Origin of the sequence: Haladaptatus caseinilyticus (assembly GCF_026248685.1) — an archaeon.
Lineage (GTDB): Archaea > Halobacteriota > Halobacteria > Halobacteriales > Haladaptataceae > Haladaptatus > Haladaptatus caseinilyticus.
The window spans coordinates 1,655,729-1,681,943 of the sequence record NZ_CP111036.1; the positions used below are offsets into that span (position 1 = coordinate 1,655,729).

A 26,215-nucleotide genomic window follows, 5' to 3' on the forward strand; every position below is an offset into this window, starting at 1 on the left:
TTGTGTTCCGATGGATTCGTTCTTTGCCGATGTTGCGGTTGCCGCCGACACGTGACTACCACCGCGATAACCGTACCCTCCTGCAATCACGGTTCTTGTAAAATCACACCGCGTCCCTCTCCGATGGAGAGTAAACTGTTTCACGGCCGCATAACGAATTGGTGGTATGTTCGAGAAATCTACGTGGATCCGTCTCCCGCGGAACGTGGTTGTGGGCCACGGTGTTCTTTCGGAGACGGTGGACGCTATCTCCGAACTGCATCTCCATGGCGTTCCCCTCATCGTCACCAGTCCGACACCGAACGACGTGGCGGGAAAACGCGTCGAAGCACAGTTCGAGGAGGCAGGTATCGATGTCGAAACGACCGTCATCGAGGAAGCGAGTTTCGACTCCGTCCAGCGCGTCATCGAAACCGCTCGCGAAGTGAACGCAGGCTATCTCGTCGGCGTGGGCGGTGGAAAAGCGATCGATATCGCGAAGATGGCGAGCGACGAAATCAAGCGGGGCTTCGTCTCTATTCCAACTGCGGCGAGTCACGACGGTATCGTCAGCGGTCGCGGGTCGATTCCCGAGAAGGACACCCGACACAGCGTCGCCGCGGAACCACCACTCGCCGTCGTCGCGGACACGGAAATCCTCGCGGACGCCCCATGGCGACTTACGACGGCGGGGTGTGCCGACATCATCAGTAACTACACTGCGGTCAAGGATTGGCGACTCGCGAATCGACTGCAGAACGTCGAATACTCCGGCTACTCCGCCGCGCTCGCGGAGATGACTGCCGAAATGCTGGTCGATAACGCCGATTCGATCAAACCCGGGCTGGAAGAGTCGGCCTGGGTCGTCACCAAGGCGCTCGTCTCCTCCGGGGTCGCCATGAGTATCGCCGATTCGTCGCGCCCGGCCAGTGGGGCAGAACACCTCTTTTCGCACCAACTCGACCGAATCGCGCCCGACGCCGCCCTTCACGGTCACCAAGTCGGCGTCGGTTCCATTATTACCGAATATCTTCACGGGGGAAACTGGCGGGGAATCCGAGACGCGCTGGAAACTATCGGTGCACCGACAACTGCGGACGAGCTCGGGATCGACGCCGAAACCGTCGTCGAAGCGCTCACCACGGCCCACGAAATTCGCGATCGCTACACGATTTTGGGAAGCGGTATGAACGAAGCTGCGGCAATCGAGGCCGTAACTGCGACCGGAATCGTCTGAATGAGTAAAAGATCACGCCAGCAGTAACTTTCAAGGTTCTCCCGTGAAAGGGTGCGGGTGTGGCACTGATTATATGAGTACTATCGTGGAGATCTCCATACCCGCAGACGAGTTCGCGCTCGGTCGTGCACTGCGTGACGGTTCGCAGCTGCAGATCGAACTTGAGCGGATTATCCCCACCGGAACTGCCGTGTTTCCCTTCTTCTGGGCATGGGGCGACAACGTTCGTCAGTTCGAGGCCGCCGTCCGTGCCGAACCGGTGATACAAGACCTCACGAAACTCGATTCCTTCTCCGATGGGACGCTGTTTCGCGCCGTTTGGAACGACGAAATTTCCGGATTCGTACAAGGGATCGAAGAAGCCGATGCAACGGTGATGGAGGCAAACGGAACGGTGGATGGGTGGACGTTCCATCTTCGATTCCCGGGACAGGAACAGATGTCCGTGTTTCAGTCCTTCTGCCGCCGGGAAGACGTTCCCATTGAAATTCACCGTGTCTATTCCTTACAGGAGATGGCGGTTCAGCAGTTGGGCGACCTCACGCCTGCACAGCAAGAAACCCTCATCACGGCCTACGAAGAAGGATATTTCGAACGGCCACGGGATATTACGCTGGAAGAACTGGCCGACGAACTGAAAATATCTCCGCAAGCGGTCGGTGGTCGGCTTCGGCGTGGCTTCGCGAATCTCATCGCTGGATCGTTTCGTTCACTAGATGGATAGTTGAACGGTGACGAATCGAAGTGTAGTATTTAAGCGTGTTTCGTAGGAAACATGTGACCTCAACTATTTTCAGTCAGTACACCTTGGCGTGAACAGTTGGACGGGAACGTATTTCCGCCACTGCTGAGAACCGCGGTCTCGGCGCGTCCGACGACCTCGTCTCTCTCCGGAATACTCTGACGAACTGCTGACTACCGAACCCCCACCAATACCGATGGACACGCCAAGCACGAACCAAGAATTCCCCCGAACGGATTTGAATCGACGACCGACGGACGACCGTCCGTCGAGTGGAGTGTAATTTCGTGACCAATCATACGATTCTGGTTGCCGACGACGAGCGACCGATAGCTGACCTCTACACCCGATGGCTCGGCGAGGAGTACGACGTCTACACCGCATACGATGGCGTCGAAGCGATGGAGTACCTCGACGACACGCTCGATATCGCACTTCTCGATAGGGATATGCCGCGTGCGAGCGGTGACGACGTTCTCAATACCATCCGTGACCGGAAACTCGACTGCCGGGTCGGCATGATTACGGCCGTCGAACCCAACTTCGACGTCCTCGAACTGGGCTACGACGATTACGTCGTGAAACCGATAAACTCCCCCGACCAGTTGCACGGCATCGTTTCGACGCTGATACAGCGAGCGACGTATTCAACCGACGTTCAGAGGTTGCTCACCCTTTCCTCGAAGCGAGCCACGCTCGAAACACGGATGGAACGCGAGGAACTCGAAAGTCGTGATGAGTATCGAGAACTCGTCTCCAAAATTCAGTCGTTAAAAACGTCTCTCTCGACCACGTTGGACGAATTGGATAATACCGACTTGCAGGGTGAACTGACGGAAAGTTACGTCCCGTCGGAATGAAGACACAGCGATCGATCAGTAGAGGTCCACCGTCCGGAATCGGAGGTAACCCAGCGAGACTGGAACGATGGGCCAAACGGCGAGCACGACCAGTGCGAACCAACCGTCGAGATAGAACGGCGTGTCACCTGCGACGAGGGACGCATAGATGGTTTGCTGGTCGGGCATCGACAGATATCGGGACCCGATTTTGTACGCTTCGACAGGGTTCAGCATCCACGTGAGAAAGTACCATTTCGGAAACGGCTCCGCCGGCATACTCCCTTCCAGTAGATAGTAAACGGCCAGCGAGGGCAGTTTCCACCCGAGTTGGAAGAAGAAAAAGAGGCCGAACGCACCGGAAACGGCCCGCGGACGACTGGTGGTCACCGCCGAGAATCCGAGGGCAATACTCACGAATACCAGTGCAAAGAGGAGTGCCAGCGCCGACTGTGCCAGAAATCCGACCACGGAGAACGACCCATATTCGATGAGCAATACGAGTGCGGATGCGCCGAATGCGGCGGTGGTCGCGACGGCAACGACACCCGAGCGACCGACGAATTTCCCAATCACCACGTCTCGACGACTGTGTGGTAGGCCGAGCAGCAGTTTGATGCTTCCCGAATCACGTTCGCCGACGATGGCGAGATAGGTGACGACGAGTGCGGTGAGGGGGATGACGCTCGTCGAAGACCAATTGATGATATCCATCGCCTTCTGGGGTGTGTACCCCCCATCGATCCACTTGTGGAGGAAAATGAAGCCAGCGGTGACGAACACGAACAGTGCTGTAACTGCCCAGAGCATCCTCGAGCGGATCGCATCCTCGAAATCCTTGCGTGCAACGACGACCCAACTCACGCTCTTGCTCCCCGATCGGGTCCCCTCGTTTGTCCGGGTTTTCGGCCGTCCCGACCCTGCGTATCGGACTCCGCCGCGGCGGTAGCTATCCGAAATTCGTTCATACACGCTAGTTGAAGATTCTGGTACTTAGAATCTGTTACTACTGGCGCAAAATAATTATGCCGTGTATCGAAACGCAGTCGCGCAGTTAGCCGAGGTCCGCGCGCTTGAATGACTGGTAGCCGATAGCCAGCGGCACGACGAGCCACGCACCGAGGATAACCAGTGCAAACCAGCCGTCGAGATAGAACGGTGCATCTCCCGCGACGAGCGTTTGGTACATGTTCTGGCTGCTCGGGTTCGTCAAGAACTGAGCCACGATCGCATAAGCATTCACTGGGTTGAGCAGGTTGAGCAGGAAGTACCATGCAGGAAGTTTCCCCATCGGGCTCGGAAAACCGCCTTCGAGCAGATAGTAGGCACCCATCGGAACCACGTTCCAAACGAGTTGAAAGAGGAAGTACAGGCCAATTGCACCCGCCATCGCCCGCGAACGGGTGGCAGTCATGGACGAGAATCCGACGGCGATACCCACGAACACCAGTCCGAAGAGGAGCGTCACGACTCCTTGCACGAGGAAGTCCGTTACCGGGAACGAACCGTATTGGACGATGAGGACGATTGCACCCGCGATGAACGCGATAACGGTTGCAACCGCGACGACGCCTGCACGACCGATGAGTTTACCGAGAACCACGTCTCGGCGAGTGTGTGGCAGGCCGAGCAGCAGCTTGATGCTTCCCGATTCTCGCTCACCCGCGATAGAGAGATATGCGATGACGAGCGCCGCAAGCGGAACGATGAGGGTCGCGGGGGAACTGAGGAATCCGACCGTCTGTTTCGCGGTAAAATCGTCGTTGAGCGAACTTATAGCGTACATTCCACCCGCAGTTGCTAACACGAACAGGGTCGTGATGGCCCACAGCATTTTCGACCGTGCGGCGTCTTCGAAATCCTTGCGTGCGACGACGGCGAAACTCATGCTCGCACCTCCGATTCGATACGCTGGTCGTCTGAACCGGTCGTGTAAGCAGTGAACAGGTCTTCGAGGGAGGACTCCTTCGTTGCGATGTCGGTGACGGTCGCACCGGCCTTCTCGACACAGTTGATGACTTTCGCTTTCGCGCTCGATTTGGAGTACGTTACCGTAATTCGGTTACCGTCGACGACAACGTCCGTGACGCCCGGTATCGTCGTTAGGTCCACTTCTGGAACGGTGCTAACAGTTAGTTCCAACGTCTCGTTCGTGCCGCTCGTCTCTCGCAACCCATCGATGGTATCCACCGTGACGAGTTCGCCCTGGTTCATGATGGCGACGCGGTCACAGATGGCTTCGACCTGGTCTAAGATGTGGCTAGAGAAGAAGACGGCAGTTCCTCGATCCGCCTCCGCACGGATGATGTCGCGCATCTCGCGGACACCGTGCGGGTCGAGGCCGGAGGAGGGTTCGTCGAGGATGAGCAGGTCGGGATCGCCCACGAGTGCCATCCCGAGGGTGACTCGCTGACGCATCCCTTTGGAGTAGTCGCCCGCGGGACGGTCTGCATCCTCAGCGGAGAGACCGACTCGTTCCAAGATGTCGTCCGCGTCCTCACCTGTTTTCTTGGAGTCGATAGCGAACTGGATGTGCTTTCGGCCCGACAGTCGTCCGTAGAGGTCGAACGCGTCGGGGAGGATGCCGATGCGTTCGTGAATCGTTTGCGTCTCTTCCTGTGCATCGTATCCGAGGACTGTTACCGACCCCGTGGTCGGGCGAATGTAGTCCATCAACATGTTGATGGTGGTGGACTTACCCGACCCGTTCGGGCCGAGGAAGCCGAAAATCTCGCCTTTTTTAACGGTCAAATCGAGGTTGGAAACCGCAACCACCTCGCCGAACTGTTTCGTGAGACCGTTCGTCTGGATGGCGGCCATAACTACCCATTGTGTTACAGCCCATTTAAATCTTCACTGGCATGATAAATCACGCCAGTCTGGTTGATTTATCCCAGATCTGCACGTTCGAACGATAGATAGCCGATAGCCAGCGGCACGACGAGCCACATGGCGAGAATGACGAACATGAACGACTCCTCCAAGTAGAACGGAACGTTCGCCTCCCACGGGATGTATCGCGGCGAGTATATCGGTCGCTCAGTGAAGATGAGTCCAGCGGCGCGTTGGAACGCGTAGGGGGGACTGACGAGGAACACGAACTCGTAGATTTCCGGGCCAAGGCTCATCCCGAGTTTGTCTTCGGCGACGTACTGGAGGATGCCGGACGGAGATATCTGTGGAATCAGCCAGAGGACGTTAAACACGAAGAACACGCCGACCGAACTCGCCATCGCACGGGAGCGCGAGGCACAGGTCGCCGACAGTCCCACCGCGATACCGATGTACGTCAGCGTGAAGAACAGCATCAGCAGGAAGAACTGTGCGAACACGACGAAATCGATCGTGTCGAGCAGGACAATCCCCAGTGCGCCAGCGACGCCGAACGCAAACAGGAGACCGACGCTCACGACGACGGAGCGACCGACGAACTTTCCAAGGACGAGATCGAGACGCGTGTTCGGCAGTCCGAGCAGGTATTTGATGCTCCCTGATTCGCGTTCACCGGCGATGGAGAGATACGCGACGATGAGCGCGCTGAGTGGTATGATAAAAATACCGACCACCGAAACCAGCCGGAGTACGTCCGTCATCGCACTTCGTGGGCTCTCGCCCGCGAAGTAGACGATAAGCACCAGCAGAAGGGCGTACAGCGATACGAGTCCCAACAAACCCTTGGACCGTCGGGAGTCAATGAAGTCCTTTTTCGCCACCGAGAGCCAACTCATGCCGACACCTCCGCGGGCGCTTCGGATGCCTCGTCGGCGGATTCGTCACCCCTCGTGTAGGAGGTGAACAGTTCTTCGAGCGACGCCTCCTCGGACTCGATATCGGTAATGTTCGTCGCGGCATCCACGCGCTTGACCACTCGCGCTTTCTTGCCGGGGTCGGAGAACGACACGCGGAGCGTGGTATCCTCGATGGAAACATCGGACACGCCGCCGATGCTCGTTAGGTTCAGTTCGGAGGGTACGCGTTCGACCGCCAGTAGCAACTGCGAACTCGTGCCGGACAGGTTGCGGAGCCCTTCGACGGTGTTTTCGGCGACCAATCGACCGTCGTTCATGATGCCGACGCGGTCACAGACCGCCTCGACCTCCGAGAGGATATGGCTCGAAAAGAAGACGGCCGTACCCTGGTCGGCTTCGGTCCGGATGAGCTCGCGCATCTCCGCGATTCCGTGCGGGTCGAGGCCGGAGGAGGGTTCGTCCAAGATGAGTAGGTCTGGGTCGCCGACCAGCGCGGACGCCAGCGCGAGCCGTTGTTTCATTCCCTTCGAATAGCCGCCGACTTTTCGGTCGGCGTCCTCCTGCATGAGGCCGACGCGGGAGATGAGGTCCATCGGCCGTTCGTCCGCGTTTTTCGCGCCGATCGCAAATTCGAGGTGTTCACGCGCCGTGAGGCGGTCATAAAGCTCGTATCCTTCCGGAAGGATCCCGATTCGATTCCGGATGGTTCGCGGTTCCTGCTGTGCGTCGTGTCCGAGGACCTCCGCGGTTCCTTCGCTCGGGCGCATGAAATCCAACAACATGTTGATCGTCGTGGATTTCCCCGCGCCGTTGGGACCGAGAAAGCCGAAGATTTCGCCCTCCTCGACTGTTAAGCTCACGTCCCGAACTGCGACGACATCGCCGAACCGCTTGGTGAGGGACTTCGTTCTGATGGCGGCCATGACGGAGCGTTCGAAGCCCGACTACATGTGTTTTCTGCTCATTGACAAGTTATGACAATGGGAGATATCGGCCACCCGTTCCGAGAAATGTTTTTGACAGTTGACGGAGGAATAGTTTCATGACTGAATCCACCATTCGAACCGCCGAACCGACCGACTCGACGGCAATCCAACGCGTCGCTCGCGAGTCGTGGCATGCCGTGTACGACGACATCATCGGTGCCGGCACCGTGGACGAAACCATCGATCAGTGGTACGATATGGAGGGTCTCCGTGAGGATGCGACTCGTTCCGAACACGAATTTTACGTCTCGGAACGGGACGACATCGTCGGATTCGCCCACGCTGGTCCCGGTGACGGGGACGATATCTTCCAACTGATTCGACTCTACGTCGTCCCCGACGCGTGGGGTTCGGGGTTGGGCGGTCGTCTCCTCGACCGCGTTGAAGAACGGTTGCGCGCTCGTACTGTCGAGAGGGTTCGACTGAGCGTCTTCGCGGACAACGACGTCGGGGTGGGATTCTACGAGTCACGCGGTTTCGAGCGCGTCGAAGAACGCGAAGCTACGGGATTCGATGCCGGGGAGTACGTGTACGAGAAGGTGCTGTAAGCTGTCCGTCGATTCACGTCTCCCCCGAACCTCGCTACACGATTGAAGTGGCGAGCGAAACTCATTTCGGTAAGGTGTGAATTTCGTTCAGGATGGTGGAGTACGCCGAGACAGATATATGCTACCACATGACGTACATTGGTATGGGTGATAGTGATGGCCGAAGCAGAGCGTCGCCCACAGGCAAACGAAGAGATCGTCCGTCGGTTCATCGAGGAGAGCTTCGACGAGGAAAAATCCCACCTCATCGACGAACTCCTCGCTGACGACTTCGTCGCATACGAACCGGAACAACCCGAGCCGATTCGCGGTCGCGATGGATACAGACGGACGGTGGAACTCTACCGGTCCGCGTTCCCGGACATCTCGTTCACCATCCACGACTTGGTCTCCGAGGGGGACCGGGTTGCGGTCCACTGGACCGCGAGCGGAACTCACGACGGTGAACTGATGGGAATCGAGCCGACCGGAAAGCGGGTCGAAAACGAGGGAATGGAGTTCAACTACCTTCGTGATGGAAAGATCGTCGAAATGCGCGTCGTCTGGGATGCACTCGGCATGCTCCGACAGCTGGACGCCATGCCCGACGAACGGTCGGCATAGCCCGACCGGTTTTTTGAAACGAAACAGCCGAACAGCTAGTGGTGGGACCGTAGTGACTCCGCCGGATGTACCCCGAAATGGTTCATACACTACTGTCCAAGCAGTAAATATGAATCCTGTTCAGTAGTTTTGTCATTTCACTACAACTATCGTTATACATGTCGAACTCCCCCGCTTCACTGGAACTGAAACTCTTCGGACGAAGGGACGCGTCGGTGACTGCCATTGTCGTCGGCGTCATGCTGGCGTTTTTCGTTTCACGACAGGTCGCCACGACGAATTCGTACCTGTCCATCGAACGGTCACTTCCGACGTACGACGGTACTATTTCCGGACCGTTTGCGGTCATGGCCGCCGTCCTCGTCACGCTCGCCGCGCTGAGCACGTACTTCGGAGCTGGTATGATTCCCGCGATACATCTCACCGGGGGACCGGTGTTCGGTTGGGCGATCATCCACCGAGCGAGCCCTATCACACCCCCGTACGCGTCCACGTTCCCCCTCGAAATGGTCATCCTGTACGGCGGTATTTTCGGGGTGACGGGCTACCTCCTCTGACGAATGCTTCGAAGGACGGCTCCCCCCATCAACCCCGCTTCGACGGCTGTATAGAACGGGTGCGTCCTCGTTTTAGACGTACTTCTCCAAGAATTCCGCCGTTTTGGTGTATGCCTCGATTCTGTTTTCGAGTTTCGAAAAACCGTGCCCCTCGTCCGGGAAGACCAGTTTTTCGACGGGGACGTCCTGTGTTTTCGCTTCCTCCACGATTTGTTCGGCTTCGCCAACCGGCACACGAGGGTCGTTCGCACCGTGGAGGACGAGCAGTGGAGCTTCGATGTTCCGAATGTTGTTGATCGGACTGATCGATTCCAAAAACTCGCGGTCGTCGGACAGCGACCCGTATTCGGCTTCGCGGAGCTTTCGCCGCCAATCACCCGTGTTTTCGAGGAACGTGACGAAGTTGGCGATACCGACGATGTCCACCCCGGCGGCCCATCGATCGGGATACTCCGTCAGCGCTGCGAGAACCATGAACCCTCCGTACGAGCCGCCCATGGCGACGATTCGGTCGGGATCCACGACACGCTGGTCGTGCAACCACTCGACGCCCGCTTCGATGTCGGCGACTGAATCCATCCGGTTTTCCACGTCGTCTAGATGTGTGTACTCCTTGCCGTAGCCGGACGATCCGCGGACGTTCGGCTCGAAGTAGGCGTAGCCACGGTTCAGAAAATACTGTTTGGTCGGGCTAAACGAGGGACGGCGCTGTGATTCGGGCCCGCCGTGGATGTCCACGATGACCGGCGTTTCACCGGCGTTCGCCCCGTCCGGTATCGAGAAGAACGCCGGAATTTTCCGCCCATCGAAACTCTCGAAATGGACGAGTTTCGGGGAAACGAAGGTTTTCGGCGGGATTCCGGCGGTCGATGCCGCGGTCCAGCGTTCCGCTTCACCCGTCTCGGTTTCGACGACGTAGACGTTGGTGTTGTTCGTGCTCCCGGTGACCGTGATGGCGAATCGGTCCGCGTTAGGGTCGAAGCTGACGCCGCCAGCAACCCCCCGAGGTAGGTTCGGCGTCGGAAACTCGCGGATGGTCGTTTCGCCGGTCAACTCCCCGACCGTGAGTTCCGTGTATCCGTCTTCGTTGCGCGAGTAGACGAGTCTCCCCGACTCTTCGTCCAACGCGACGCCATCGACGTTCCAGTTACCGCCCTCCGCTACGGTTTCGATGTCGCCCCTGTCGAGGTCGAGTCGTGCGAGGTACATCGTATCGCTTCCCTCGTCCGTGACGAGATAGAGTGCGTCACCGTCCGGCCCCCAGTTGACGCCTTGATAACGGACGTTCCCCTCGTGGGGCGTCACGTGTTCGAGTTCGCCAGATTCGATATCGAGAGTATATAGGTCCTGGTCGAACGAGGATTGTGCTTCGACTACGACGAGTTGATTGTCATCGGGGCTCCATCCAGCGAGTGACAGCCAGCCGTCGCCCTCGTACACCATCTCGGCTTCATCTCCAGTTGCGTCCCGATCTTGGACGTACACGTCGAAAACCGCGTCCTCGCGTCGGTTCGACGTGAACGCGAACTGCGATCCGTCCGAGTTCCAGCCGCCCCAACGATGTTTCGCATCGGGCATTTCCGTGAGTGCGGTGATGGTTTCGCCGTCCCCGTCGAGGCGGAAGAACTGTTCACGCTCGTTCCCCCCTTCGTCCATGCCGAACGCGAGTTCGTCCCGTTCCGGTGACCACGTGGCGAACGTGATGCGTTCGTCGTCGAACGTGAGTTGCGTGGGCCAGGTTCGTGGTTCGTCCATCTGCCACACTTGTGGGACACCGGTCGTATTCAGCAGGAAACTCAGTTTGTCACCGTCCGGGCCGAAGGAGGCACTGTGTGCACTCCGAACGTTCAGATACCGCTCGAAATCATACGTACTCATTGCCATTTCCTTCCCATGCAGGTGTGAAAGCATTTTGGTAAGCGGTAGCTATCGGCACCCGATATCAACTGCCGCATTGGTAACAAAAATTATATTTCATTGTACTTAAAGAACGGAGATACAAAGCCACAGACTTTGTAGAATCGATATCTTGATTTGATATACGATACGTGATATAATATGGATGTGACATCTCGGAACTCGAACACTAATTCGGATCTGATACATCAATTCTCGTTTGCCGAGGGGGAGACGGATAGTATCGTCGTTACCGTGAGCGAGGCCGTTTCTAGCGTTACCGATACGCCCATAGAAGAGATGCCACCGCTGCAAGAAACCGTTGACTGCGACGCACTCCAAGCGCTCATCGATTCGTTTCGTATCGACGACGACCCCGGTGTCGGGCAGGTACAGTTCCCGTTTTACGACTGTACGGTGCGCGTCGATACGACGGGAACTGTCCAGGTATACGACAACCAACGTCGATTCACTCCCGATGGTTCCGGGTGTTAGTTGTGACGAGTGAAATAGACCTCCTTTCGTTGGACGAGTTCGAAAAACAGCTCGGCGAACTGATCGAAGTAAGTGCCCGGAACGGAATCCGGTTCGACCGTTCGTGGACGTTCCGTCGTCCCAACGGCGACACCCCGGACGTGATGGTGGAAATCACACGTTTACGGGACAGTCCCGACGACTCCTGAGTCGGTAACGCGACCGTTCGCCTTTCGTAGTTGCCGTTACTGCCCTGTATCTGGCACATAACAAAATCCCCTGCGTGTGACCGGCAGTCGCTATGCACGTTGTCAACAACGCACGGCGAGCGGCAGCGGTCGTCGTCGTCTGCTTGCTCGTCGCCGGAAGCGGAGTCGTTACTGACGTGAAAGGCGGCCACGCTACGCCCGAAACCAACGCACCGACAGATACAATCGAGCACTCTAGCGCCCCTGATCGGACCGCGGGTGAGGACCTTCGAGTCGAATTCGACAACTGCTCTGCCGTATCCGTGTACGGATCGGCGGAGCGTGTCGCCGTCGGTACGACGTGGTTCGCTTCGGACGGCGTGGCAACGTCGTACTTCGAGTACGGCCCAGTGAACGGCACGACGGACGTGACACCGCCGAATCAGGGCAAAGCCGGAACGCTCGTCACCTACGTCAGAGTGTACGACGACCACCAAGCGACGCCGGTTCTCAGTCGTCGCCACCCGAACGCAACCGCCTGTCACCGACGTATCGACTCGGGTAACTCGAGCGACCGATAGTCCCGCATCGACGCGCTCCGAACGGACGGTAACGAAGATGTAATGCCGACATTTTTGATCCCGGACATCATGGTAACGCTCGGTTGAATCGACGGCGCAGTACAGTACGCAGCGTAATCGTCGTGTCCTTCCATCGACGGCGTAATTCTCGGTTTGTCCGTCGGGGGATCGTTCATACGGAATGGATATCATTGGCTACGGACTGAACGGAGTTGCTGATTTATGCGGATAGTTGGCGTGCGGATAGTATCAGGGGGGAGAGGAATGAACACGACACGAACCAGAGAGCGCCCCGACCAGACACGATCACGCGCGTTCTCAAAGCAGGAGGTGTACGATGCGGTAAAAAATCTTCGTCGCAGATACGTTCTGTACTATCTCAATCGGGAAGAGCGACCCATCGAATTGGGGGAACTCGCCGAGCGAATCGCGGCGTGGGAGAACAACATCGACGTCGATCAGGTATCCCCGGAGCAGCGAAAGTCGGTGTACAGCGCGCTGTACCAGACGCATCTCCCGAAGCTGGAGAACATCGGTATCGTCACCTACAATCGCGAGTCGAAACAGGTGTCCTTCACTGATGGGGCACAGAACTTCGAGCTGTACCTTGCGACGGATTCACAGACGACGGTCCCGTGGCACAAACTGTACGTCGCCCTCTCGGGAGTCAGTGCAGCACTCGTCGTCCTCGGATGGGCCGGAATCATCCCGCTTTCCGGCTTTCAGATCGCGGTGTTCGTGCTGATGCTGTTCGGGATTACGGCGTTCGCGCATTTCTACGACCGACACAGTTGGCAGAGACGATTTCAGGGTGCGACACCCGACCTCGCGTTAGAGTTCGGCGATAGTCGTCGGTTCCAATGAAAGAAGACTTTTACTAACTCGTTTCGTGGCGGCAGGTATGCGCGTCGCGTTCGTCGCCGAGGTGACGGCTCAACACGAGGAAACGGGGGCAACTCGCCGACTTCGTCGTACTGCAGAACTCCTCGCTACCCGTGGCTACGAGGTGACTATTTTCTGTGCCCAGTGGTGGGACGGTGAGCATGAGTCGTTCGAGCAGACGGACGTGACGTACCGTGCAGTGACGACTGATCCCCCCCGAAAGACACCATCGCGACGCTTCGCGCTCTCGCTCCCCGGCGAACTCCGACGAATGAGGCCAGACGTGATTCACGCCACAGCGGTTCCAAAGCACGTTCTGGCGGCGAAAACGGCGAGCAAGTTCGCACGCGCTCCGCTCGTCGTGGACTGGTACGAGGTACCGCCTGCCGGTGCTGGCACTGCCTCGAAATCGCTCCGAATGGCCGCTCGCGCACCGGACGAGGTCATCACGCCGTCGGAGACGGTCAAAACCCGTATCCGGGAACTCGGTGCGAGTAGCGACGACGTGCGCGTCATTCCGAACAGTATCGACGTGGACGCAATCCACAACGCACAGGTGGTCGATGGCGCGGATATCGTCTACTCCCGGCGTCTCGACGAAGATGCGAACTTGGAGAGTCTCCTGCTCGCGCTGGCCGAACTACGCGACAGAGGATGGCATGCGGTCGTCATCGGGGATGGTCCCACGCGCAAGCAGTACGAACGACAGGTCGCCGACCTCCGCATCGAGGACCGCGTCGAATTCACCGGTGCACAACCCCCCGAAAAGCGAGTTCCCGTGTTCCGTGGGGCGAACGTCTACGTTCAAACGGCCCGAAAGGAAGCGTTCCCGACCGATCTCCTTCGCGCGCTGGCATGCGGTTGTGCTGGTGTCATGGAGTACCACGTCGAATCGAGTGCACACGAACTGGTCGAACGCGAGGAACGAACGTTCCGAACGACCAGCGAGCAGGAACTCACCGACGCGCTTCGGTCGGCCGCCGACCTGCCGGAACTCACGGAGAACGATGCGTTCGAAAAATACGGTCATCGACCCGTGTTGGAGCAGTATCTCGATTGCTACCGGGACGTTCGGGATTCGTTCGGATTTTTCTAACCTCGTTCGTCCCGTTTTTAGACGTTACAGCGGCTGAGAGTAGCACTCAGTGCATGTTTATATAGTAATCGTGCGTATAAATTGTATGGTCGCTATTGAGTTAAACAGTGTAACCAAACGGTTCGGAGATGTAACTGCACTCCGGGACGTCACCCTCGTGGTGAAGGATGGGGAAATCTTCGGCTTCCTCGGTCCCAACGGCGCGGGGAAATCCACGACTATCGATATCCTGCTCGATTTCGTCCGCCCGACGTCGGGGACCGCAAGCGTTCTCGGCTTCGACGCCCAGAGCGAGAGCCTCGACGTTCACGAGCGCGTCGGCGTCCTGCCTGACGGCTACCACCTCTACGACCGATTGACGGGCCGACAACACGTCGAGTTCGCGATTCGATCGAAGGGCGCGGACGACGACCCGGAGGCGATCCTTGAGCGCGTCGGCATCGCGGATGCCGCCGACAGGAAAACCGGCGGCTACTCGAAAGGGATGAAACAACGGCTCGTCCTCGGGATGGCACTCGTCGGGAAACCGGATCTGCTCATCCTCGACGAGCCATCGACCGGACTCGATCCGAAGGGTGCCCGCGAGATGCGCGAGATAATCATGGAAGAACGCGACCGCGGTGCGACCGTGTTCTTCTCCAGTCACATCTTGGAGCAAGTCGAAGCGGTCTGTGACCGCGTCGGTATCCTGATGGGCGGCGAACTCGTCGCCGTGGACACCATCGAGGGACTGCGAAGCGCGGTCAGCACCGAGCAGACGCTCTCGATCACCACCGACCGGCCGATCGACGAGCGAACGCTCGATGCGGTTCGTGCAGTCGAGGGCGTTTCGCGGGCAACTGCGGCGGACACGGCGGTCGCCGTGACGCTCGAATCCCGCTCGAAATCGGCGGTGTTGAACGCTCTCGAAGCACGGGGCGTAACAGTCGAAGACTTCAGCACCGAAGAAGCCTCGCTGGAGGAACTGTTCATGGCCTACACGGCCGATAACACGACCGGCAAAACGGCGGTGTCAGCATGAGCTGGGCCGTCGTCGCGCGCAAGGATTTCCAGGACGCGCGTCTATCGAAGTCACTCTGGGCGCTCTCGGCGCTGTTCGTCCTCTTCGCGGCAGGGATGGCGTACATCTACGCCGAACTCCCCGCACTCGGGGGCGAAGCCGGAGAACTCTCCGCACTCGGATTGATCTTCTTCCTCGCCGCCCCCGCGACCCTGTTCGTTTCCATCACGGCGGTCGTCGTCGCGGCGAAATCCCTCGCTGGCGAACGCGAAAGCGGGAGCATGAAACTCCTGCTCTCGTACCCACACACTCGTCGAGACGTGGTTCTCGGGAAGGTCGCCGGCCGTGCCGTCGTCCTTGCGCTCCCCATCGTCATCGGGTTCGCCGTGGCGGCAATAGTGGTGCTTGCCAAGTATGCCACCTTCACGCCGGTCGATTACGTGGTGTTCGTCCTGCTGACGGTACTGTACGCCGTCGCCTACATCAGCCTCGTTGTCGGACTCTCGGCCACGACCGACTCGGGAACCCGTGCAACCGCGATGGCGGTCGGACTGTTCGTCGTCCTCGAACTCCTCTGGGACGTCGTGCCGCTCGGCGCGCTGTACCTACTTGAGGGCCGTCTCGTCCCGATTCAGGAGTACCCCAACTGGGCGTTGTTCCTGTCGGGACTGACCCCGAGTGCCGCCTACACGACCGCTATGGGTGCGGTGCTCCCTGAGTCACCTAATGCGGTTCTCGGTATCGGGCCTGCCGGTGACGTTCCGTTCTACCTCGCCGACTGGTTCGGCCTCGTGCTGTTGGTCGCGTGGACTGTCGTTCCGGTCAGTCTGGGATACCTCAGATTCCGTACTGCTGACCTCTGACCCGACCATCCATCGGCAAAAAATATACTATTTCTTTCATATATTCCCATTTATCCGCATTAGAAAAGTATTTTATTAACCAGAATACATTATAATTTGCGAAAATTAATGAACGAGAAAAATACACGACGAACTTTCCTGCGAGCCGTTGGCGCGACTGCGCTCACCGTTCCGACCATTGCCGCAACCGCCAGTGCGGCGTCCGACCAGTTCTACTGGCCAACGACCGGTGAGGTCACCTCCGGCTACTACGACGACCGAGACGGTGGCACGCGAACCCACCGTGCCGTCGATATCGACTGGGAAACCGGACAGCCGGTTTACGCGGCACAATCCGGAACGGTGGCGTACGCGGACTACGCCAGCGGGTACGGCTATCACGTGAAAATCGACCACGAAGGTGGCTACCAGACGCGCTACGCGCATTGCCAATCGGACCTCAGAGTGTCCGAAGGGGAGTACGTTAGCCGCGGTCAGCACATCGCCGACCTCGGTGGCAGTGGCGGGTACGAACCGCACCTTCACTTCGACATCAAGCGGTACGGGGACTACGTCTACGTTCCCGGTAGTCCCGGTGACTGGGTGGACAAGGACAACCCGATTCCGGAGGACTACCCCGGCCTCGGCGGCGGTAACGGCAGTTCGTACAGCTGGCCCGCCCGCGTCCGCGGAGACACCGGCGAGTCGGTATACTCGATCCAGTTCCTGCTCGAACACCACGGCTATGACCTCGCACACGACGGAAGCTACGGTCCGGAAACCGAGAGCACGGTCGAGAGCTTCCAGTCCGCGAACGGTCTCACCGTCGATGGGATGACCGGGCCGAACACGTGGAGTGAGCTCATCGTCTACGTCACGAGTTCCAGTGACGATCCCTACTGGCCGACGTATGCCGTTCAGCATCAGCTGTACTACGACGAGGGGTACGACATCTCCGTGGACGGCTACTACGGCCCTGAAACCGAGAGCGCCATCGAGAGCTTCCAATCGAGTGCAGGGCTCACAGTCGACGGGATGGCTGGACCGAACACGTGGCAAGCGCTCGTCGATATCGGCAACTGAGAGAACAGTCGTTCTATGAAATCGATTCGTAGAACACGTTGTATCGATCGAGGAGTGGGATTTGTCCAAAAGTAAGCCGGTCCTTTCGGACACCCGGAGCAGACTGAACTCCAATGTACGATTTTGCTCCTCAATTTATAATTCTTATTTGTTATTTACTAAATATAATTATTTCCCACAACTCTTAGAAAACTTTTTTATCTATTGATTTATGATATAATTTGCAGATAAAATATGACGAAAAAACTTACGCGACGAAACTTGCTCCGTACCGTTGGAGCGTCTGCGGTCTCGCTTCCAGTCATCTCATCGACCGTCAGCGCGGCGAGCGACTTCGACTGGCCGATTACGGGCTACATCACGTCACCGTACGGTGCCCGCCCCGGACATTACGCGGTTGACATCGGCGCCAACGGCAATATCGGCGAGCCGATTTACGCGGCCCGTGGCGGCGTCGTCGACGTTCGAAGCTACGAATCCGGCGGCTGTGGCAACTATCTGAAGCTCGGTCACGAAAACGGCTACCAGACGATGTACTGCCACCTCAACAGCTTCGACGTGGTACAGGGCGAGAGCGTCTCCCGCGGCCAGAAGATCGGCGGCATGGGCAACACCGGGAACTCATCCGGTCCCCACCTCCACTTCACTATCGAGCAGAACGGAAGTCACCTCTCGATTCCCGGTTCCGACGGGGAGAACGTCACTGCCGGTACCGCGATTCCGAAAGACTACTCTGGCATCGGTGGCGGCGGTGGCGGTAGCTACAGTTGGCCGATTTACTCCCGAGGCGACCAAGCAGAAGCAGTCTACTCCATCCAATACCTACTCGAAGAACACGGTTACTCGCTGAACTACCACGACGGTATCTACGGCTCCGAAGTCGAAAGTACGGTCGAGAGCTTCCAGAGTGCGAACGGTCTCTCCGTCGATGGTGTCGTCGGCCCGAACACGTGGGAGGAACTGTACGTGCCGGTCGTAAGCTCGAGCAACGATCCGTACTGGGCGACCTACGGTGCACAACACCACCTGCGCTACGACGAAGGATACAGTATCTCCGTGGACGGTTACTACGGTCCGGAGACCGAAAGTGCCATCGAGAGCTTCCAGTCCAGTGCAGGCATCGCAGTGGACGGTATCGTCGGCCACGACACGTGGCAAGCGCTCGTCGATATCGGCAACTGAGCGAAAACGGCGCTTCGTAAATAACCGTCTTCCTTCGTTTTTTACAGCCCGTCCGGAGAAAGCGAACACGCAGGGACGGTCCGAAAACCGTACTGATCCCTCGATTCGAGGGTGTAAACGTTCATGCCGGATGTTTCGGATCCCCTGGCTATGATTTTATGGTTCGTCGATAGTTGTGGGGGCTTCGATGGCTTCGACGGCGCGGACGGCGGCGACGTTCGCTTTCACGTCGTGAACTCGGACGATGTCGGCCCCACGTTCCGCGGCGATGGTGGTTCCGGCGACCGTCGCAGGGCCTCGTTCGCCCGCCTTTCGGCCGATGAGGTCGAACATGGATTTGTGGGAGTGTCCGATGAGAACGGGACAGTCGAGCCCGTGGAGTTCGCCCGTTCGACCGAGCAGTTCGAAGTTCTCAGTGGCGTGTTTGCCAAAGCCGAGTCCGGGGTCCACGATGATTTGATCCCTGTCTAACCCGGCTTTCTCGGCGAGGAGAACGCGCTCTTCGAGCTCCGCGATAACGTCCTCAACCACGTCGTCGTACTCCACTTCGTGCTCCGGAACGACGGGTGCATCGAGGCTGTGCATCACCACGAGTGGTGCGTCGTACTCGGCCGCTACGAAGCGCATTTCCGGGTCCGCGAGGCCGGACACGTCGTTTATGATGTCCGCACCGGCATCGAGGGCGGCACGAGCGACCTCGGCTTTCCTCGTATCGACCGAAATCATCGCGTCCAAATCCCGGATCGCCTCGATGACCGGGACGATACGCTCGATTTCTTCCTCGTTCGAGATTTCGTCAGCTCCGGGTCGGGTGCTCTCGCCGCCGATATCGATGATATCCGCACCTGATTCGACCATCCCGTTTGCCCGTTCGATTGCATCCTCGTGAGCTTCGTACTCACCACCGTCGTGGAAACTGTCCGGGGTAACGTTGAGAATACCCATTACCGCCGTCCGGTCTTCCCACGGGTAGCCGCGTTCGTTCTCCGCCTGTTGAATTCCGAGGGTCTTCCGAAGCTCGTCGGCGAACACCGACAGGCCGTAGGGTTTCGCTTCTATCGTCTCGGCGAGCTGTTTGTACTGTGCCAGCGTTCCCATGAGTAGCACGTCGATGTTTCCGTCATCGCGGTCGTTCAGCCCCGACCGTGCACATTCACCACCGATGCTCAGCATCTCCTCTTTGATATGCTGGGCTTGCTGAACCTGTACCCGCGTTTTCAGCACGCGGTGAACGGCTTTCTCCCGCATTCTCCACACACCGGGTTCCGTGACGTGCGTCCCCTCCAAGGCGTCGCGTGCTTCCTCCAGATTTCCGATCTGCTTCGGAATCTCGGCTCGCGTCCAGCGCGATCGAGCCTCCGCCACCGCGAACAACGACCCCGTGACGAGAATCAAATCGTCGGCCTCTGCTTCCTCGAGCGCGCTTTCGAGCGCACTTTCGACTGAACTCACCCGGACTACGTCGTTCGAACCGCGTTCTTCGAACGCGCGTGCAACGACTTCCTCGTCCTCCGAACGGTCGAGGTTCGGATGCGTAGCGACGACGCGGTCCGGTTTCGGGAGCGCATCGGCCATCGACTGAACGTCCTTGTCGTGCATCGCGCCGAACACGAGATGGAGCTCGTCGTAGTCGAACTCGGCGACGGTTTCGGCGAGCGCCTCACACGCACCGGGGTTGTGCGCCCCGTCGAGGACGACGAGCGGGTCGGTCCTCATCACTTCGAATCGGCCGGGCCAGAACCCCTTCCGAAGCCCGCTGGCGAGATCATTCTCGCTTACGTCGGCAACTTGTCGGGCCAGTACTGCCGCGATACCGGCGTTTTGTGCCTGATACTCGCCGAGCAGTGGAATCGTCGTTTCGACCCCCCAATCCGACCCGGATAGCGAAATCGCGGCCTCGGTGTGATTCGTCCGGCCTTCGTATGTCGCCTGCACGTCAGCGTCGGCCTCTTTCCCAACCAAAACGACGTCGTTCGCTTGCTCCCTGATCGCATCCAGCGCGTCCCCGGTCGCTCCAGTAACCAACGGTACATCGACAGGCGCGACGTGTGCCTTGTCACGAGCGATTTCCTCGACCGTCTCCCCGATGATGCCTGTGTGTTCGAGGGTCACGCTCGTTACCGCCGCGGCGATCGGGTCGACGACGCTCGTTGCGTCGTAGCGCCCGCCGATGCCGACTTCGAGGATGGCGACATCGACTTCCTCGCGGCCGAAATACCACACCGCCATCGCGGTCATCGTTTCGAAAAACGTCGGGGAGGTGCCGTCTACCGCCCGGTCGGTGACGTAATCGTGGGCGTCCTCCACGAATTCGACCATCGCGGATTTCGTGATTTTTCGGCCATCGACCGTGATTCGTTCTCGCACGTCGTCGAAATGCGGTGACGTGTAGAGGCCGACCGTCAATCCCGCCTCGCGGAGCACTTGCTCCGACATTCGGGCTGTACTTCCCTTTCCGTTCGACCCCGCTACCTGTACGAACTGCACGCCGTCGTGGGGGTCACCGAGGTGTGCGAGGAGGTCCGCGGTGGAGTCCGTGCCCGGTTTCGGGCGGAACCGCCGCAGGTCGAAAAGAAAGTTCGCCGCCTCGTGGTAGTCCATAGTGGTGACGACAGAAGCAGTCCGCTTTAGATTGTCGGAGTCGGAAGACCGTCGGTTCGCATCGTCCCATTTTCCACCGGTCAGTATTCGTATTCGTGTTCGGTTCGTCGACGCTCCTGTCTGACCTGTTCGTCGCTCACGTCCTCGTCCACGAGGCGTTTCATCCTGCGCTCGAACTCCGATTCGTCGATTTCGCCCGCGACGTATCGTTCTTTCAATTCGTCCATCCGGTCCTCGGTCGTCGGTTCGACGCGTTCGGACAGGCCAAGCGAACTGGCCTGTGGGTGCAGTCGCTCCGCCCGCCGAACGATGCCAGCGAGGCGGTCGTTCCGCGGCATCGAGACGTTCCGTGCGGCGGCCACGACCAACCCCACGAATAGCAATCCGGCGACCAGTCCGTCCAGTAGGAACGCGACGATGTAGGGGGCAGCGGAGTGGAGGAAAGCCCAAAGCAGGGGCGTATTGGCGTACGCCGGATTACCAAGCGCGGAGAGCGCGGCCAGCAGTCCGAGCGCGCCGATGCCGACGAGGAGGACCAACGAGAGGAGGAATCCCGTGAGCAGGGCTTTGACCTTGGAATCACCGAGCAGTCCCATCGTGGGGGTGTTGGTGGTGGTCGCACTTTAACCCGTCTTCGGACGAGAGACGCGGCCGCGATGATTTTGACGCTGAGTGGCTTTACCACACGTGATGCCTTACGAACCGTGCAACGGAGTCACGCTCTATTTTGAGGAACGTGGAGAGGGAACACCGATCGTCTTTTTGCCGGGGGTAACGACCGGCGTTCGATTTTTCGCGCCGCAGTTAGCGGCCCTCTCGGACGACTTCCGAACGATTGCGCTCGATTACCGAGGCCACGGGCGGTCGGAGAAGACGGAAGCCGGACACACCGTACCGCAATACGCCCGCGACCTTCGGGCGTTTCTCGACCGACGGAACCTCGACGGTGTCGTTCTCGTCGGATGGTCGATGGGTGCGCTCATCGCGTGGGAGTATCTCGATCAGTTCGGGGAGGGCGGAATTCGTGGACTCGTCGTCGTGGACATGTCGGCGTCACCGTTTCAGTGGGACGGCTTCGAACATGGCAACGCCGACCTCGACCGGCTCACCGACACGCTAGAACTGGTACAAACCGACCATCTGGCCCTCGTCGAAGGTCTTATCCAGCAGACGTTCAACCGACCTCCCTCCGAGGATGTTCGACGATTGGTTTTCGACGAAGTTTCTCGTACGCCGCCACCGGTCAAAACTGCCATCATCTTCGATTATACGATGCGCGATTATCGTGATATTCTTCCCGGCATCGACGTTCCGACGCTGGTCTGCGCTGGCGCGGACGAGACGTGGCGAACTGTCGCCGCCGTCAAGGACGTGGCGGACCGTCTCCCAAATACGGAGTTCGAACTGTTCGAGGAGAGTGGGCACGTCCCCACGTTGGAGGAACCGGACGAGTTCAACCGAACAATCGCGGAATTCGTGGTGTCGCTGTGAGTTCGACGCCGAGGGATCTTTGAACCGTACGTGTCGAACTGCTCATTCCTTTCAATCGGCAACAAAGATTAACCATGCTTTGGCCGACGATTGGGACGTAATGCCGGACTACACACTGCACGTCCCCTCGATTCGTGGCGCGACGAAGGAATCCCCTAACACGCCGTATAGCGAGGGCGATTTCCCGATGGACGACATGGCGGACATCGACGACTATTTCCTCCTCTCAACGTCAGACATCCCACCGGAGTCGTTCGACGACCTCTTCCTTCCCGTCGCTCATTTGGACCAGCGACTCAGCCTCCCACTGCTCAAGGAAGCGCTGGACGAAATCGAGACGCTGGAAGGATTGGACGACGAGACGAAAACCGAGACCATCGACATGATTCACGACCTCGCCGAGTGTTTCCCGAACGAAGGTCTCAACGACTGAAACGGACCGCTTCGGCTAATTTCGAGCTTCCACCACTCCTTTAGTACATTCAATCGTGACGGAAGCACCGGCTCCCCGTGAACACCATCGCCATGTCGTGCTCGTTCGCGGCCTCGATAACGTCGTCGTCGTTGACCGACCCGCCGGGTTGAATAACTGCCTCGATACCCGCTTCTGCGGCTGCCTCGATGGCGTCCGGGAACGGGAAGAAGGCGTCACTCGCCATCACCGCACCCTCGGCGTCCTTCCCCTCTGCATCGCGGTCGGTCTTCATTTTCGCGATTTCGACTGCGTCCACGCGGCTGACCTGCCCTGCGCCGACGCCGACCGTCTCGGTTCCTTTGGCGAAGAGGATAGCGTTTGATTTGACGTGCTTGATGGTCTGCCATGCGAACGACATGGCGTCGAGTTGCTCGCCGGTCGGTTCGCGCTCCGTGACGATTTCGAGGTCGTCGCGAGTCGGGGCCTGCATATCTCGCTCCTGGACGAGTCGCCCCCCGACGAGGTCCTTTTCGGTGTGCGTTTCCGTGATCTCGCCGAGGTCGCCGACATCGAGCACGCGCAGGTTTTTCTTCTCGCAAAGGGTCGCCAGTGCCTCGTCGGTGTATCCCGGTGCGACGACGACTTCCTTGAACGAGTCCACGATTTGCTCCGCAGTCGCGTCGTCGCACTCCCGATTGAGGGCGACGATGCCACCGAACGCGCTTTTCGCGTCCGTTCGAAGCGCACGGTCGTAGGCTTCCGCCAGCGAATCGGCGGTGGCACAGCCGGCGGGATTGGTGTGTTTGATGACCGCGCAGGCGGGTCGGTCGAACTCCTTGATGAGGTTCAACGCACCGTCGGCGTCGTTGTAGTTGTTGTACGACAGCGCCTTTGCGCCCTCGTTCAACTGGTCCGCGTGGACGACGCTAGCTTCCTCGCAGGTCGCATCGGAGTACAGAGCGGCGTCCTGATGCGGATTTTCGCCGTATCGGAGGTCAGCGGCTCGGTCCGCAGTTTCGACTCGGCGAGTCGGCAGCGCGTCGTCGGTGTCGTCCGCGACGTGAACCGCGTTCGCATCGTAATCGACCTCGACCTTCCCGTCCGAAAACCAGCGAACTGCGCGCGGATAGGCCTTGAATTCGCCCTGATACAGGACGCGCTCTGAGAGCGCGTCCTTCGTATCCCCCTCGTAGACCGGAATCGGCTCCTGTGTGACGATCGGACCGCTGTCGACACGTTTCGGGTCCACTTTCCCCTCCTCGTCCGCTGCCTCCGTGACGACGTGAACCGTACATCCGGTGAGGCGTACACCTTCGTCGAGGGCGTCACCCCACGCATCCATGCCGGGGAACGAAGGGAGCAAGGATGGATGGACGTTCAGCGTCGTCGGCGCCTCCTCCAGAAACTCCCCGGTCAGGATTCGCATGTAGCCGTCGAGACAGACGAGGTCGAACTCGTACTCGGATAACGCATCGAGAACCCGTCGTTCGTGCGCCTCGCGGGCTTCGTCGTCGTCCAACTCGACGACTTCGGTCGGGATGTCGCGCTTCTCGGCTTCTTCCAAAACAGGTGCGTCCGCGCTGTTCGTCAGGACGACAGCCAACTCCGCGCCGCCCGGCGTGAGGTCGGCGATGTGCATCAGGTTTCGACCACGGTTCCCGGCCATACCCGCAATCTGTGTCATGGTCGGAAGACCGACCGGCGTGGGCAAAGTAGTTGCGGTCTTTCGCCAAAATATATGCATGTACGTGGATATATTCATCGAGTCAGCTGGTGATAGACCGTTCAATATGCATATCCGTGCGCCACCGTACCGACACGCTTTTGCCGAACGCCCCGGCAGGCACAGGTATGGATTCCCTTTACGCCGTTTCGCCGCTCGACGGCCGATATGCCGGTCGCACCGCGCCGCTCCGCGAGTATGCGAGCGAGGCCGCGCTCATGCGTGCCCGCGTGCAAGTCGAAGTAGAGTATCTCATCGCGCTGGCCGATCTCGACGCGACACCGTTCGGAATCGCGGCCGACGACCGCGATTTCCTCCGCGATCTGTACGAGGAGTTCGACGAGGGAGATGCGGAAATCATCAAAGCGTTCGAAACTGCAGGTTACGCCGGATACTCCGCCACGAATCACGATGTGAAGGCGGTCGAGTATTTCGTCCGCCATTCACTTCCGGACGATCTGGAGAATCTCGCATCGTGGGTTCACTTCGCGTTGACGAGCGAGGATGTGAACAACCTCGCCCACCGTCTGCTGGTCAAACCCGCCGTGGAGAACGTTTTGCTTCCGGAGCTCGCCGCGGTCCGCGACGAACTCGCGGAAATGGCCCACGAGTACCGCAACGTACCGATGCTCGCCCGAACCCACGGGCAACCGGCGACGCCGACCACGTTCGGCAAGGAAATGGCCGTCTACGCCGCCCGACTCGGCCGCGCGACGGGGCGCATCGACGACGCGATCGAATCTATTTCGGGCAAACTCGCGGGTGCGAGCGGTACGTATGCCGCCCACGTCGCTGCCTACCCCGACGTGGAGTGGCGCGCGTTCTCGCGGGAGTTCGTCACGAATCTCGGTCTCGAACACACCGCGCTCGCTACACAGGTCAACCCCTGTGACGACCTCGCGGAACTGTTCGACGCGCTCCGCGGGGCGAACAACGTCCTGCTCGATTTGAACCGCGATGCGTGGCTCTACGTCAGCGACCGCTACCTGGGGCAGGTCGCAACCGAGGGTGAAACCGGCAGTTCGACCATGCCCCACAAGGTCAACCCGATCGACTTCGAGAACAGCGAGGGCAATCTCTCGAAAGCCAACTCGGACCTCACGTTTTTAGGAGACTATATCACCACGTCGCGCCTCCAGCGTGACCTCTCGGATTCGACCGTCAAGCGAAACATCGGCGCCGCCTTTTCGTACTGCCTGCTCGGCTACACGAAAGCACAGGACGGCCTCGGGAAAGTCGTTCCCAACGAGGACGTCATGCGCGAGGAACTGGACTCGACGCCGGAAATCATCGGCGAGGCAGTCCAAACGATTCTCCGACGGGAAGGCCACGAAGACGCCTACGAGCGTGTGAAGGACTTGACCCGCGGAAAACGCGTCACGCTTGCTGATTTCCGTGACCTCTTCGACGAGTTGGACGTGGACGAGGAGGTGCGCGAGGAACTCCACGAACTCACGCCGGCAGGCTACACGGGACTCGCGAGCGACCTCACAGAGGACTGCTGAGAACCGCGAACGTCGA

General features: G+C 59.0%; 27 protein-coding genes. 18 read left to right on the forward strand and 9 right to left on the reverse strand.

Going from position 1 to position 26,215, the window contains the following annotated elements; all coding sequences use genetic code 11:
• Positions 1 to 166 precede the first annotated feature (166 nt).
• From OOF89_RS08990 to OOF89_RS09000, 3 genes are all read left to right on the forward strand, one after another.
• Positions 167 to 1,216 carry an NAD(P)-dependent glycerol-1-phosphate dehydrogenase gene (locus tag OOF89_RS08990; protein ID WP_266075337.1) on the forward strand — a complete coding sequence of 350 codons (1,050 nt, stop codon included), beginning with the start codon at positions 167 to 169 and terminating at the stop codon, positions 1,214 to 1,216.
• A 73-nt stretch (positions 1,217 to 1,289) separates the two neighbouring features.
• A complete protein-coding gene (locus OOF89_RS08995; protein WP_266075339.1) occupies positions 1,290 to 1,940 on the forward strand; it encodes a helix-turn-helix domain-containing protein in 651 nt (216 codons plus the stop codon).
• A gap of 305 nt (positions 1,941 to 2,245) precedes the next feature.
• The gene (locus OOF89_RS09000) at positions 2,246 to 2,818 is read left to right on the forward strand and encodes a response regulator transcription factor (RefSeq protein ID WP_266075341.1); all 573 of its coding nucleotides are present in this window, start codon (positions 2,246 to 2,248) and stop codon (positions 2,816 to 2,818) included.
• A gap of 15 nt (positions 2,819 to 2,833) precedes the next feature.
• On the opposite strand, the gene OOF89_RS09005 is transcribed toward OOF89_RS09000, so the two are convergent.
• The 5 genes from OOF89_RS09005 to OOF89_RS09025 all read right to left on the reverse strand — a co-directional run bounded on the left by OOF89_RS09005 (position 2,834) and on the right by OOF89_RS09025 (position 7,469).
• On the reverse strand, positions 2,834 to 3,661 hold the full coding sequence (locus OOF89_RS09005) for an ABC transporter permease (RefSeq protein WP_266075343.1): 828 nt from the start codon (positions 3,659 to 3,661) through the stop codon (positions 2,834 to 2,836).
• A 190-nt stretch (positions 3,662 to 3,851) separates the two neighbouring features.
• Positions 3,852 to 4,685 (reverse strand): ABC transporter permease, encoded by an 834-nt coding sequence (locus tag OOF89_RS09010; RefSeq protein WP_266075345.1) that lies wholly within the window; start codon positions 4,683 to 4,685, stop codon positions 3,852 to 3,854.
• A complete protein-coding gene (locus OOF89_RS09015; RefSeq protein ID WP_266075347.1) occupies positions 4,682 to 5,617 on the reverse strand; it encodes an ABC transporter ATP-binding protein in 936 nt (311 codons plus the stop codon). Before OOF89_RS09015 ends, OOF89_RS09010 begins: the two co-directional genes overlap by 4 nt.
• Positions 5,618 to 5,685: 68 nt before the next feature.
• Complete coding sequence (locus tag OOF89_RS09020) at positions 5,686 to 6,525, reverse strand: ABC transporter permease subunit (RefSeq protein WP_266075348.1); 840 nt, start codon at positions 6,523 to 6,525, stop codon at positions 5,686 to 5,688.
• Entirely contained in the window at positions 6,522 to 7,469 is a 948-nt protein-coding gene (locus OOF89_RS09025) for an ABC transporter ATP-binding protein (RefSeq protein ID WP_266075350.1), read from the reverse strand. The genes OOF89_RS09020 and OOF89_RS09025 overlap by 4 nt, the downstream gene beginning before the upstream one ends.
• Before the next feature lie 119 nt (positions 7,470 to 7,588).
• Between OOF89_RS09025 and OOF89_RS09030 the strand changes: the two genes are divergently transcribed.
• From OOF89_RS09030 to OOF89_RS09040, 3 genes are all read left to right on the forward strand, one after another.
• Positions 7,589 to 8,080 carry a GNAT family N-acetyltransferase gene (locus OOF89_RS09030; RefSeq protein ID WP_266075351.1) on the forward strand — a complete coding sequence of 164 codons (492 nt, stop codon included), beginning with the start codon at positions 7,589 to 7,591 and terminating at the stop codon, positions 8,078 to 8,080.
• 156 nt (positions 8,081 to 8,236) lie between these two features.
• Positions 8,237 to 8,683 carry an ester cyclase gene (locus tag OOF89_RS09035; protein ID WP_266075353.1) on the forward strand — a complete coding sequence of 149 codons (447 nt, stop codon included), beginning with the start codon at positions 8,237 to 8,239 and terminating at the stop codon, positions 8,681 to 8,683.
• Positions 8,684 to 8,841: 158 nt separating this feature from the next.
• Positions 8,842 to 9,240 carry a hypothetical protein gene (locus tag OOF89_RS09040; RefSeq protein WP_266075355.1) on the forward strand — a complete coding sequence of 133 codons (399 nt, stop codon included), beginning with the start codon at positions 8,842 to 8,844 and terminating at the stop codon, positions 9,238 to 9,240.
• Positions 9,241 to 9,312: 72 nt separating this feature from the next.
• On the opposite strand, the gene OOF89_RS09045 is transcribed toward OOF89_RS09040, so the two are convergent.
• Positions 9,313 to 11,118, reverse strand: coding sequence for a S9 family peptidase (locus tag OOF89_RS09045; protein ID WP_266075357.1), 1,806 nt, complete (start codon positions 11,116 to 11,118; stop codon positions 9,313 to 9,315).
• A gap of 180 nt (positions 11,119 to 11,298) precedes the next feature.
• Between OOF89_RS09045 and OOF89_RS09050 the strand changes: the two genes are divergently transcribed.
• The 9 genes from OOF89_RS09050 (at position 11,299) to OOF89_RS09090 (ending at position 18,464) form a co-directional block, all read left to right on the forward strand.
• Positions 11,299 to 11,631: a HalOD1 output domain-containing protein gene (locus tag OOF89_RS09050; protein WP_266075359.1), complete on the forward strand. Its 333-nt coding sequence runs from the start codon at positions 11,299 to 11,301 to the stop codon at positions 11,629 to 11,631.
• Positions 11,632 to 11,633: 2 nt separating this feature from the next.
• Entirely contained in the window at positions 11,634 to 11,819 is a 186-nt protein-coding gene (locus OOF89_RS09055) for a hypothetical protein (protein ID WP_266075361.1), read from the forward strand.
• A gap of 92 nt (positions 11,820 to 11,911) precedes the next feature.
• A complete protein-coding gene (locus OOF89_RS09060) occupies positions 11,912 to 12,379 on the forward strand; it encodes a hypothetical protein (protein ID WP_266075363.1) in 468 nt (155 codons plus the stop codon).
• 264 nt (positions 12,380 to 12,643) lie between these two features.
• Positions 12,644 to 13,243 (forward strand): DUF7344 domain-containing protein, encoded by a 600-nt coding sequence (locus OOF89_RS09065; protein WP_266075365.1) that lies wholly within the window; start codon positions 12,644 to 12,646, stop codon positions 13,241 to 13,243.
• Positions 13,244 to 13,280: 37 nt separating this feature from the next.
• Positions 13,281 to 14,357: a glycosyltransferase family 4 protein gene (locus OOF89_RS09070; RefSeq protein WP_266075367.1), complete on the forward strand. Its 1,077-nt coding sequence runs from the start codon at positions 13,281 to 13,283 to the stop codon at positions 14,355 to 14,357.
• Positions 14,358 to 14,442: 85 nt separating this feature from the next.
• Positions 14,443 to 15,378: an ABC transporter ATP-binding protein gene (locus OOF89_RS09075; RefSeq protein ID WP_266075369.1), complete on the forward strand. Its 936-nt coding sequence runs from the start codon at positions 14,443 to 14,445 to the stop codon at positions 15,376 to 15,378.
• Entirely contained in the window at positions 15,375 to 16,220 is an 846-nt protein-coding gene (locus tag OOF89_RS09080; RefSeq protein WP_266075371.1) for an ABC transporter permease, read from the forward strand. Before OOF89_RS09075 ends, OOF89_RS09080 begins: the two co-directional genes overlap by 4 nt.
• Positions 16,221 to 16,328: 108 nt before the next feature.
• Positions 16,329 to 17,282 carry a peptidoglycan hydrolase gene (locus tag OOF89_RS09085; RefSeq protein WP_266075373.1) on the forward strand — a complete coding sequence of 318 codons (954 nt, stop codon included), beginning with the start codon at positions 16,329 to 16,331 and terminating at the stop codon, positions 17,280 to 17,282.
• A 234-nt stretch (positions 17,283 to 17,516) separates the two neighbouring features.
• Complete coding sequence (locus OOF89_RS09090) at positions 17,517 to 18,464, forward strand: peptidoglycan hydrolase (protein WP_266075375.1); 948 nt, start codon at positions 17,517 to 17,519, stop codon at positions 18,462 to 18,464.
• A 156-nt stretch (positions 18,465 to 18,620) separates the two neighbouring features.
• Here the strand turns inward: OOF89_RS09090 and folP are convergent, their stop codons facing one another.
• Both folP and OOF89_RS09100 read right to left on the reverse strand, forming a co-directional pair.
• Complete coding sequence (gene folP, locus OOF89_RS09095) at positions 18,621 to 21,065, reverse strand: dihydropteroate synthase (RefSeq protein WP_266075377.1); 2,445 nt, start codon at positions 21,063 to 21,065, stop codon at positions 18,621 to 18,623.
• Positions 21,066 to 21,145: 80 nt separating this feature from the next.
• Positions 21,146 to 21,661: an SHOCT domain-containing protein gene (locus OOF89_RS09100; RefSeq protein WP_266075379.1), complete on the reverse strand. Its 516-nt coding sequence runs from the start codon at positions 21,659 to 21,661 to the stop codon at positions 21,146 to 21,148.
• Between the two features lie 94 nt (positions 21,662 to 21,755).
• On the opposite strand from OOF89_RS09100, the gene OOF89_RS09105 reads away from it, so the two are divergent.
• Entirely contained in the window at positions 21,756 to 22,556 is an 801-nt protein-coding gene (locus tag OOF89_RS09105; RefSeq protein WP_266075381.1) for an alpha/beta fold hydrolase, read from the forward strand.
• A 100-nt stretch (positions 22,557 to 22,656) separates the two neighbouring features.
• On the forward strand, positions 22,657 to 22,989 hold the full coding sequence (locus OOF89_RS09110) for a hypothetical protein (protein ID WP_266075383.1): 333 nt from the start codon (positions 22,657 to 22,659) through the stop codon (positions 22,987 to 22,989).
• A 49-nt stretch (positions 22,990 to 23,038) separates the two neighbouring features.
• On the opposite strand, the gene purH is transcribed toward OOF89_RS09110, so the two are convergent.
• Positions 23,039 to 24,655: a bifunctional phosphoribosylaminoimidazolecarboxamide formyltransferase/IMP cyclohydrolase gene (gene purH, locus OOF89_RS09115; RefSeq protein WP_266075385.1), complete on the reverse strand. Its 1,617-nt coding sequence runs from the start codon at positions 24,653 to 24,655 to the stop codon at positions 23,039 to 23,041.
• A gap of 167 nt (positions 24,656 to 24,822) precedes the next feature.
• Here purH and purB point away from each other — a divergent pair, with 167 nt between their 5' ends.
• Positions 24,823 to 26,199 carry an adenylosuccinate lyase gene (gene purB, locus OOF89_RS09120; RefSeq protein WP_266075387.1) on the forward strand — a complete coding sequence of 459 codons (1,377 nt, stop codon included), beginning with the start codon at positions 24,823 to 24,825 and terminating at the stop codon, positions 26,197 to 26,199.
• The last annotated feature ends 16 nt before the right edge of the window (positions 26,200 to 26,215 follow it).

Coding starts and splice junctions, on each gene's coding strand:
- OOF89_RS09040 (WP_266075355.1), top strand. CDS start 8,842: ATGTCGAACTCCCCCGCTTCACTGGAACTGAAACTCTTCGGACGAAGG.
- OOF89_RS09020 (WP_266075348.1), bottom strand. CDS start 6,525: ATGAGTTGGCTCTCGGTGGCGAAAAAGGACTTCATTGACTCCCGACGG.
- OOF89_RS08995 (WP_266075339.1), top strand. CDS start 1,290: ATGAGTACTATCGTGGAGATCTCCATACCCGCAGACGAGTTCGCGCTC.
- OOF89_RS09075 (WP_266075369.1), top strand. CDS start 14,443: ATGGTCGCTATTGAGTTAAACAGTGTAACCAAACGGTTCGGAGATGTA.
- OOF89_RS09100 (WP_266075379.1), bottom strand. CDS start 21,661: ATGGGACTGCTCGGTGATTCCAAGGTCAAAGCCCTGCTCACGGGATTC.
- OOF89_RS09015 (WP_266075347.1), bottom strand. CDS start 5,617: ATGGCCGCCATCCAGACGAACGGTCTCACGAAACAGTTCGGCGAGGTG.
- purH (WP_266075385.1), bottom strand. CDS start 24,655: ATGACACAGATTGCGGGTATGGCCGGGAACCGTGGTCGAAACCTGATG.
- OOF89_RS09085 (WP_266075373.1), top strand. CDS start 16,329: ATGAACGAGAAAAATACACGACGAACTTTCCTGCGAGCCGTTGGCGCG.
- folP (WP_266075377.1), bottom strand. CDS start 21,065: ATGGACTACCACGAGGCGGCGAACTTTCTTTTCGACCTGCGGCGGTTC.
- OOF89_RS09060 (WP_266075363.1), top strand. CDS start 11,912: ATGCACGTTGTCAACAACGCACGGCGAGCGGCAGCGGTCGTCGTCGTC.
- OOF89_RS09030 (WP_266075351.1), top strand. CDS start 7,589: ATGACTGAATCCACCATTCGAACCGCCGAACCGACCGACTCGACGGCA.
- purB (WP_266075387.1), top strand. CDS start 24,823: ATGGATTCCCTTTACGCCGTTTCGCCGCTCGACGGCCGATATGCCGGT.
- OOF89_RS09050 (WP_266075359.1), top strand. CDS start 11,299: ATGGATGTGACATCTCGGAACTCGAACACTAATTCGGATCTGATACAT.
- OOF89_RS09070 (WP_266075367.1), top strand. CDS start 13,281: ATGCGCGTCGCGTTCGTCGCCGAGGTGACGGCTCAACACGAGGAAACG.
- OOF89_RS09110 (WP_266075383.1), top strand. CDS start 22,657: ATGCCGGACTACACACTGCACGTCCCCTCGATTCGTGGCGCGACGAAG.
- OOF89_RS09065 (WP_266075365.1), top strand. CDS start 12,644: ATGAACACGACACGAACCAGAGAGCGCCCCGACCAGACACGATCACGC.
- OOF89_RS09010 (WP_266075345.1), bottom strand. CDS start 4,685: ATGAGTTTCGCCGTCGTCGCACGCAAGGATTTCGAAGACGCCGCACGG.
- OOF89_RS08990 (WP_266075337.1), top strand. CDS start 167: ATGTTCGAGAAATCTACGTGGATCCGTCTCCCGCGGAACGTGGTTGTG.
- OOF89_RS09080 (WP_266075371.1), top strand. CDS start 15,375: ATGAGCTGGGCCGTCGTCGCGCGCAAGGATTTCCAGGACGCGCGTCTA.
- OOF89_RS09035 (WP_266075353.1), top strand. CDS start 8,237: ATGGCCGAAGCAGAGCGTCGCCCACAGGCAAACGAAGAGATCGTCCGT.
- OOF89_RS09090 (WP_266075375.1), top strand. CDS start 17,517: ATGACGAAAAAACTTACGCGACGAAACTTGCTCCGTACCGTTGGAGCG.
- OOF89_RS09045 (WP_266075357.1), bottom strand. CDS start 11,118: ATGAGTACGTATGATTTCGAGCGGTATCTGAACGTTCGGAGTGCACAC.
- OOF89_RS09105 (WP_266075381.1), top strand. CDS start 21,756: ATGCCTTACGAACCGTGCAACGGAGTCACGCTCTATTTTGAGGAACGT.
- OOF89_RS09025 (WP_266075350.1), bottom strand. CDS start 7,469: ATGGCCGCCATCAGAACGAAGTCCCTCACCAAGCGGTTCGGCGATGTC.